At 67.9% G+C, this 7,203-nt stretch carries 6 protein-coding genes; 4 read left to right on the forward strand and 2 right to left on the reverse strand.

Translation table 11 applies throughout. The annotated features are described in order from the left end of the window. The first annotated feature begins 76 nt into the window (after positions 1-76). Together recG and C5F48_RS26235 are read left to right on the forward strand one after the other, a co-directional pair. Positions 77-2,164: an ATP-dependent DNA helicase RecG gene (recG, locus tag C5F48_RS20450; protein ID WP_107665635.1), complete on the forward strand. Its 2,088-nt coding sequence runs from the start codon at positions 77-79 to the stop codon at positions 2,162-2,164. A 148-nt stretch (positions 2,165-2,312) separates the two neighbouring features. Continuing rightward, a complete protein-coding gene (locus C5F48_RS26235; protein ID WP_258186543.1) occupies positions 2,313-2,435 on the forward strand; it encodes a hypothetical protein in 123 nt (40 codons plus the stop codon). 123 nt (positions 2,436-2,558) lie between these two features. On the opposite strand, the gene C5F48_RS20455 is transcribed toward C5F48_RS26235, so the two are convergent. After that, complete coding sequence (locus tag C5F48_RS20455; RefSeq protein WP_107665636.1) at positions 2,559-2,999, reverse strand: iron-sulfur cluster assembly scaffold protein; 441 nt, start codon at positions 2,997-2,999, stop codon at positions 2,559-2,561. A gap of 65 nt (positions 3,000-3,064) precedes the next feature. On the opposite strand from C5F48_RS20455, the gene hisI reads away from it, so the two are divergent. Further along, positions 3,065-3,424: a phosphoribosyl-AMP cyclohydrolase gene (gene hisI, locus C5F48_RS20460; protein ID WP_107665637.1), complete on the forward strand. Its 360-nt coding sequence runs from the start codon at positions 3,065-3,067 to the stop codon at positions 3,422-3,424. A 73-nt stretch (positions 3,425-3,497) separates the two neighbouring features. Here the strand turns inward: hisI and acnA are convergent, their stop codons facing one another. Continuing rightward, the gene (acnA, locus tag C5F48_RS20465) at positions 3,498-6,185 is read right to left on the reverse strand and encodes an aconitate hydratase AcnA (protein WP_107665638.1); all 2,688 of its coding nucleotides are present in this window, start codon (positions 6,183-6,185) and stop codon (positions 3,498-3,500) included. A gap of 244 nt (positions 6,186-6,429) precedes the next feature. Between acnA and C5F48_RS20470 the strand changes: the two genes are divergently transcribed. Beyond that, positions 6,430-7,152: a DUF1223 domain-containing protein gene (locus C5F48_RS20470; protein WP_107665639.1), complete on the forward strand. Its 723-nt coding sequence runs from the start codon at positions 6,430-6,432 to the stop codon at positions 7,150-7,152. Positions 7,153-7,203 lie beyond the last annotated feature (51 nt).

Here is a 7,203-nt window from a genome sequence, read left to right on the forward strand (position 1 = left end):
GCAAGGCCAAGCAGGCCGAGGCGCTCGGCGTCGAGATGATCGACGAGGACGCCTGGATCGCGCTGATCGGCGACGCATGAGCCGCCCGGAGGTCCTGTTCCCGCTCTACGCCGGGCTGGAAACGCTGGAAGGCGTGGGGCCGAAGACTGCCAAGGCCTTTGCCGGGCTGGGGGTGGAGAAGCCGAAGGACCTGCTGTACCTGCTGCCACATTCCGGGGTGGACCGCGAACGGCGCAACTCGGTGCGGGATGTGGTGCCGCCTGTGACGGTGACGGTGGAGGTCACCATCGGCAGCCATTTCCCGTCGCGGCGCAAGGGCGGGCCCTACCGCGTCATGGTGCGCGACGCGCAGCTGGAGTTCCAGCTGGTGTTCTTCCATGCCCGTGGCGACTACCTCGCCACGCTGCTGCCGACCGGGCAGAAGCGCATCGTTTCGGGCCGGGTGGAGATCTTCGACGGCATCGCCCAGATGGTGCATCCCGACCACATCCTGCGACCCGAGGAGGCGGGGGAGCTGAAGGGCTACGAGCCGGTCTACCCGCTGGCGGCGGGGCTGACGCAGAAGCTGGTCACCCGCGCCGCCGCATCGGCCGTGGCCCGCGCGCCGGAGCTCGCCGAGTGGATCGACCCCGGCCAGAAGGCGCGGGAGGGCTGGCCGGATTGGCTCGACGCGATCCGTTCCGTGCATGCCCCCGCCTCGCCCGCCGATCTGGCCTTCACTGCCCCGGCGCGGATGCGGCTCGCCTATGACGAGCTCTTCGCGCATCAGCTGACGCTCGCCCTGGCCCGGGCCTCGCTGCGCAAGGGCAAGGGCATGGTAAGCCGCGGCACCGAGGCGCTGCAGGCGAAGGTGCTGGCGAGCCTGCCCTACAAGCCCACCGCCGCGCAGAGCCGCGCTGTGGCCGAGATCGCCGCCGACATGGCGCAGCCCTCGCGGATGAACCGGCTGCTGCAGGGCGATGTCGGTTCGGGCAAGACGCTGGTCGCCTTCCTCGCGCTGCTGATCGCGGTGGAGGCCGGCGGGCAGGGCGTGATGATGGCCCCGACCGAGATCCTCGCCCGCCAGCATGTCGAAAGCCTGGCGCCGCTGGCCGAGGCGGCGGGGCTGCGGCTGGCGCTCTTGACCGGGCGCGACAAGGGGTCCGAGCGGGCGGCGAAGCTCGCGGCGCTGGCCTCGGGCGAGACCGGCATCCTCGTGGGCACCCATGCCGTCTTCCAGAAGGGCGTCGAGTTCCGCGACCTGCGGCTTGCGGTGATCGACGAGCAGCACCGCTTCGGCGTGTCGCAGCGGATGGAGCTGGGGGCCAAGGGGCAGGCGGCGGATGTGCTGGTGATGACGGCGACGCCGATCCCGCGCAGCCTGGCGCTGGCGAGCTATGGCGACATGGATGTTTCCGTGCTCGACGAAAAGCCCGCAGGCCGCAGCCCGGTGAAGACCGCCGTGGTCTCCACCGAGCGGCTGGACGAGGTGGTGGCCAATCTGCGCCAGCGCGTGGCGGAGGGGCGGCAGGCCTATTGGGTCTGCCCGCTGGTGGAGGATAGCGAGGTGGTGGATTACGCCTCTTCCGAGGCGCGTTTCCAGCATCTGCGCGCGGCCTTGGGCGAGGGCGTCGTCGGTCTGGTCCACGGGCAGCTGACGCCCGCCGAGAAGGACGCGGCGATGGCGCGTTTCGTGCGCGGCGAGACCAAGGTGCTGGTGGCGACCACGGTGATCGAGGTCGGGGTGAACGTGCCCAATGCTTCGATCATGGTGATCGAACGGGCGGAAATTTTCGGCCTCGCCCAGCTGCACCAGCTGCGCGGCCGGGTGGGGCGCGGCGCGGCGCAGTCCACCTGCCTGCTGATGTACCAACCGCCGCTGTCCGAGACCGGCGAGCGCCGACTGGCCATGCTGCGCGAGACCGAGGACGGCTTCCGCATCGCGGAGGAGGATCTGGCGATCCGCGGCGCGGGCGACCTGATCGGCACCGCGCAATCCGGCCTGCCGCGCTTCCGCGTCGCCGATCTGGAGCGGCAGGCGGGGCTGATGGCCGTGGCGCAGAGCGATGCGCGCAAGCTCTTGCACGACGATCCCAAGCTGGAGAGCCCGCGCGGCATGGCGGCGCGCAGCCTGCTGTGGCTCCTGGATCAGGACCGCGCCATCCGGCTGATCTCGATCGGCTGACCTCTCTTCCGTCCCCAGGAAAACCCTGCCCGGCCCCGGCCGGCGCTGTGGCCTGCCGTCCTCTCCCCGTTAAGTGTTCCTAAAAAGTTCTTTACAGAATCCCGAATCAATGAGAACAATATAGGAACAAGCAACAGGGAGAACTGCCATGCTGACCGAGTTGAAGGCCCTTCTGACCCGCTCCTCCGCCACGCTGCTGGAGGACGCCATCGGCGTCGCCTCGCTGTTCTCGCTGTTGATCGCCGCGCTCTACCTGCCGAGCGCGCTCTGAGATTTGCCTGCGGTCTGTCCGTGCATCCGTCCCCATGGATGCCAACTGCCTGTCCTGACAGACCCTTCCTGGCCGCCGCCGTCCTTCGACGCGCGGCGGTCTTTTTTATGCTCGGGCAGGGCGTCAGGCGGTTTCGGTCGCCTTCGCCATGGCTTCCGCCGCCGCCTCCAGCGGCAGCAGGATCGAGGCGTGGCGGTTGCGGTAGTCGCGCGCCGGCAGCAGCACCTCGAAGCCCTCGAAGGGCGCAGCGGGAACGGGGCCGCCCTCCTTCAGCATGGCGCGCAGCGCGTCGCGCGCCGCCTCCACTTCGGCCAAGCTGCGCCCGGCCAGCGCCCGGCCCATGACCGAGGCCGCGGCCTGTCCCAGCGCGCAGGCCTTCACGTCCTGCGCGAAGGTCTCCACCCGCCCGTCCTTCAGCGCCACATCCACCGTCACCGTCGAGCCGCAGAGCGGCGAGCGCCGCTTGGCCGAGCCCTGCGGATCGGGCAGGCGGCCCAGATGCGGGATGTCGGCCGCCAGTTCCAGGATGCGGCCCGAGTAAAGCTGGATCAGATCGTCGCTCATGGCTTTCCTCTTTGCCGCGCCGGTTCTAGATAGGCCCGCGCCCGCGCTTTGCAAAGGAGGATGCCATGGCTTTCGATCCCGAGACCCTGACCTATGACGCGAAGGGGCTGATCCCGGCCATCGCCCAGGACCATGCCAGCGGCGAGGTGCTGATGATGGCCTGGATGAACGCCGAGAGCGTCGCCCGCACGCTGGAGACCGGGACGGTGACCTATTGGTCTCGCTCGCGTCAGGCTTTCTGGGTGAAGGGCGAGACTTCGGGCCACCTGCAGACCCTGCGCGAGATGCGGGTCGATTGCGACCGCGACTGCCTCTTGCTGCTGGTCGATCAGGCCGGCCCCGCCTGCCACACCAACCGCCGCTCCTGCTTCTACACAGCGCTGCGCGACGGCGAGGAGGTCGAGATCCTCAAGCCGATGGTCTGAGGCCCGCCGGACCCTGGAAAGCAGAACGCCCCGGCCTTTCGGCCGGGGCGTTTGCGTTTCGCGGTCAGGCAGATCAGCCGGCCTTGGCCAGATCGCGCAGCACGTAGTGCAGCACGCCGCCATGCTCGACATATTCGATCTCGATCTCGGTATCGATCCGGCACTTCAGCTGGATCGTCTTCACCGTGCCGTCGCCATAGGTGATGGTGCAGGGCACCATCGACAGCGGCACGAGATCGCCGTCGAGACCCGAGATCGACACGACCTCGTCACCCTTCAGGCCAAGCGTCTTGCGGGTGTCGCCGTTGGTGAACTCGAAGGGGATGACCCCCATGCCGACGAGGTTGGAGCGGTGGATGCGCTCGAAGCTCTCGGCGATCACCGCCTTGACGCCCAGGAGCGCCGTGCCCTTGGCCGCCCAGTCGCGGCTGGAGCCCGCGCCGTATTCGATGCCGCCGAAGATCACCAGGGGCGTGCCCGCCGCCTGATAGGCCATCGAGGCGTCGAAGATCGAGGTCTGCTCGCCGTCCGGCCCGAGGCTGTAGCCACCCTCGACGCCCGCCAGCATCTCGTTCTTGATGCGGATGTTGGCGAAGGTGCCGCGCATCATCACCTCGTGGTTGCCGCGCCGCGCCCCGTAGGAGTTGAACTCGCGCGGCGAGACCTGACGCTCGGTCAGGTATTTCCCGGCCGGCGTCGTCTCCTTGAACGAGCCCGCGGGCGAGATGTGGTCGGTGGTGATCATGTCGCCCAGAAGCGCCAGCACCCGCGCGCCGGTGATGTTGGAGATCACCCCCGGCTCCTTCGACATGTTGCGGAAGTAGGGCGGGTTCTGGATGTAGGTCGAGCTCGCCGGCCAGTCGTAGGTCTCGGAGTCCGGCGTCTGCACCGCCTGCCACTTCTCGTCGCCCTTGAAGACGTCGGCGTATTTCTTCTGGAAGGCGGCGCGGGTCACGGTGGCTTCGACCAGTTCCGCGATCTCGGCATTGGTCGGCCAGACGTCCTTCAGATAGACCGGCCCATCGGTGCCCATCCCGAGCGGCTCGGTGGTCAGATCGATGTTCATGTCACCGGCCAGCGCATAGGCCACCACGAGCGGCGGGGAGGCGAGGTAGTTCGCCCGCACGTCGGGGCTGATGCGCCCCTCGAAGTTGCGGTTGCCCGACAGCACCGCCGCCGCCACGAGGTCGCCCTCGTTGATCGCCGCCGAGATCTCCGGCTGCAGCGGGCCGGAGTTGCCGATGCAGGTGGTGCAGCCGTAGCCCACGAGGTTGAAGCCGATGGCGTCGAGATCTTCCTGAAGGTTCGCCGCCTCCAGATATTCCGACACGACCTGCGACCCGGGGGCGAGCGAGGTCTTCACCCAGGGCTTGCGGGTCAGACCCAGCGCACGCGCCTTGCGCGCCACCAGACCGGCGCCGATCATCACATAGGGATTCGAGGTGTTGGTGCAGGAGGTGATCGAGGCGATCACCACCTTGCCCGAATGCATGGAGTAGTCCTCGCCTTCGACCGGCATCTCCTTGCCCAGCGGACGCTTGAACGAGGCTTCCATCTCGCGGGCGAAGGAGGCTTTCGCATCGGTCAGCGGCAGGAAGTCCTGCGGGCGCTTCGGGCCCGAGATGGCCGGAACGATCTCGCCCATGTCGAGATGCAGCGTGTCGGTGTAGATCGGGTCGTAGCCCTCGTCGCGCCACATGCCGTTGGCCTTGGCATAGGCCTCCACCAGCGCCACACGGGTCTCGTCGCGGCCGGTGTTGCGCAGGTAGCGCAGCGTCTCGTTGTCGATCGGGAAGAAGCCGCAGGTTGCGCCATATTCCGGCGCCATGTTGGCGATGGTCGCGCGGTCGGCCAGCGGCAGACGGTCGAGGCCCTCGCCGTAGAACTCGACGAACTTGCCGACGACGCCCTTCTTGCGCAGCATCTGCACGACCTTCAGCACGAGGTCGGTGGCGGTGGTGCCCTCGACCATGGCGCCGGTCAGCTTGAAGCCGATGACCTCGGGGATCAGCATCGACACCGGCTGGCCCAGCATCGCGGCCTCGGCCTCGATCCCGCCGACGCCCCAGCCGAGAACGGCCAGACCGTTCACCATGGTGGTGTGCGAGTCGGTGCCGACCAGCGTGTCGGGATAGGCGACCTGCTCGCCGTTCTGGTCGGCGTCGAGCCAGACGGTCTCGGACAGGTATTCGAGGTTCACCTGGTGACAGATGCCGGTGCCGGGCGGCACGACGCGGAAGTTGTTGAACGCCTTCTGGCCCCACTTGAGGAAGGTGTAGCGCTCCATGTTCCGCTCGTATTCGCGGTCCACGTTCATCTGGAAGGCGCGCGGATTGCCGAATTCGTCGATCATCACCGAGTGGTCGATGACCAGATCGACCGGGGCGAGCGGGTTGATCTGCTGGGCGTTGCCGCCGAGCCCGAGGATGCCGTCGCGCATCGCTGCGAGGTCGACCACGGCGGGAACGCCGGTGAAGTCCTGCATCAGCACGCGGGCCGGGCGGTAGGCGATCTCGCGCGGGTTCTTGCCGCCGTTGGCGCCCCATTCCGAGAAGGCGCGGATGTCGTCGACCGAAACCGTCTTGCCGTCCTCGAAGCGCAGCATGTTCTCGAGAACGACCTTCAGCGCGGCCGGCAGGCGCGAGAACTGACCGAGCCCGGCAGCTTCCGCGGCGGGAATCGAGTAATAGGCGACGGTGGCGCCGCCTGCGGTCAGGGTCTGGCGGGTCTTTTGGCTGTCGTGTCCGACGGTGACGGTCATACGGGCCTCCTGGCAACGTGGCGAGGTGAAATTGGCTACGGGTTCCGCAGCGTTCATGCCCGACAGGGGCTGATGACGCAAGCGAGCAGAGCCTATGTATGCAATTGTATGCCGAAAATCCAGAGCGAATTTCGTGTTCTTTGGGGCACGGGAGGCGCGGAGTTCCGGCCACACTCGCAAAACCTTGATTGGCGAGGCGGGGGGGCTGTGTCTACAACGGAAGGCGTAAGACGGGGATCGGGACATGCAGATGCGATGGATGGTCAGTGCCGCCTGCGGCCTGTGGGTCGGAGTCACGGGCGCAGGAATGGCGCAGGAACCGATCCAGAGGTCCGAACCGGCCGTCGTCGTCGAACTCTTCACCTCTCAGGGCTGTTCCTCCTGCCCGCCCGCCGATGAATACCTGGCGATGCTTGTCGCCGACCCAAGGGTGATCCCGCTGGCGCTGCATGTCGACTATTGGGATTACATCGGCTGGAAGGACCAATTCGCCAACCCGCAGTTCACCGACCGGCAGAAATCCTATGCCCGCGCCGCGGGCTCGCGCACCATCTACACGCCGCAGATGATCGTCGGCGGCCAGGAGCGGGTAGAGGGCCATCAACCCGAAGAGCTGGCCACGCTGGTGCAGGCCCATCTTGCCGCCGGCCGCCCGGTCTCGCTGCGGCTGGAAAGGCACGGCAGCGGCGTGCGGATCATCGCCGAGGCCGATCCGCCGCTGACCGAGGCGGTGCGCATCCAGCTGGTGCGCTACATCCCGAAGCAGACGGTGGAGATCGAGAGCGGCGAGAACGCCGGCAAGACCGTCACCTACCACAACATCGTCACCTCTTGGCAGGTGCTGGGCGAATGGGGCGGCCAGGCCCCGCTCGACATCGAGGCCGAGGCCGAGGGCGACGAGCCGGTGGTGGTGATCCTGCAGAACAGCGGCCCGGCCGAGATCCTGGCCGCAGCGCGGCTGCGCTGACCGGTTCCCGGCGCTACTTCCGCCCGGCGCGCCAGCGGCGGTGGATCCAGA

This window comes from Cereibacter changlensis JA139, from assembly GCF_003034985.1.
GTDB lineage: Bacteria > Pseudomonadota > Alphaproteobacteria > Rhodobacterales > Rhodobacteraceae > Cereibacter > Cereibacter changlensis.

Excerpts from the sequence above, each read along its gene's own strand:
- recG (WP_107665635.1), top strand. The coding sequence starts at position 77 with ATGAGCCGCCCGGAGGTCCTGTTCCCGCTCTACGCCGGGCTGGAAACG.
- C5F48_RS26235 (WP_258186543.1), top strand. The coding sequence starts at position 2,313 with ATGCTGACCGAGTTGAAGGCCCTTCTGACCCGCTCCTCCGCCACGCTG.
- C5F48_RS20455 (WP_107665636.1), bottom strand. The coding sequence starts at position 2,999 with ATGAGCGACGATCTGATCCAGCTTTACTCGGGCCGCATCCTGGAACTG.
- hisI (WP_107665637.1), top strand. The coding sequence starts at position 3,065 with ATGGCTTTCGATCCCGAGACCCTGACCTATGACGCGAAGGGGCTGATC.
- acnA (WP_107665638.1), bottom strand. The coding sequence starts at position 6,185 with ATGACCGTCACCGTCGGACACGACAGCCAAAAGACCCGCCAGACCCTG.
- C5F48_RS20470 (WP_107665639.1), top strand. The coding sequence starts at position 6,430 with ATGCAGATGCGATGGATGGTCAGTGCCGCCTGCGGCCTGTGGGTCGGA.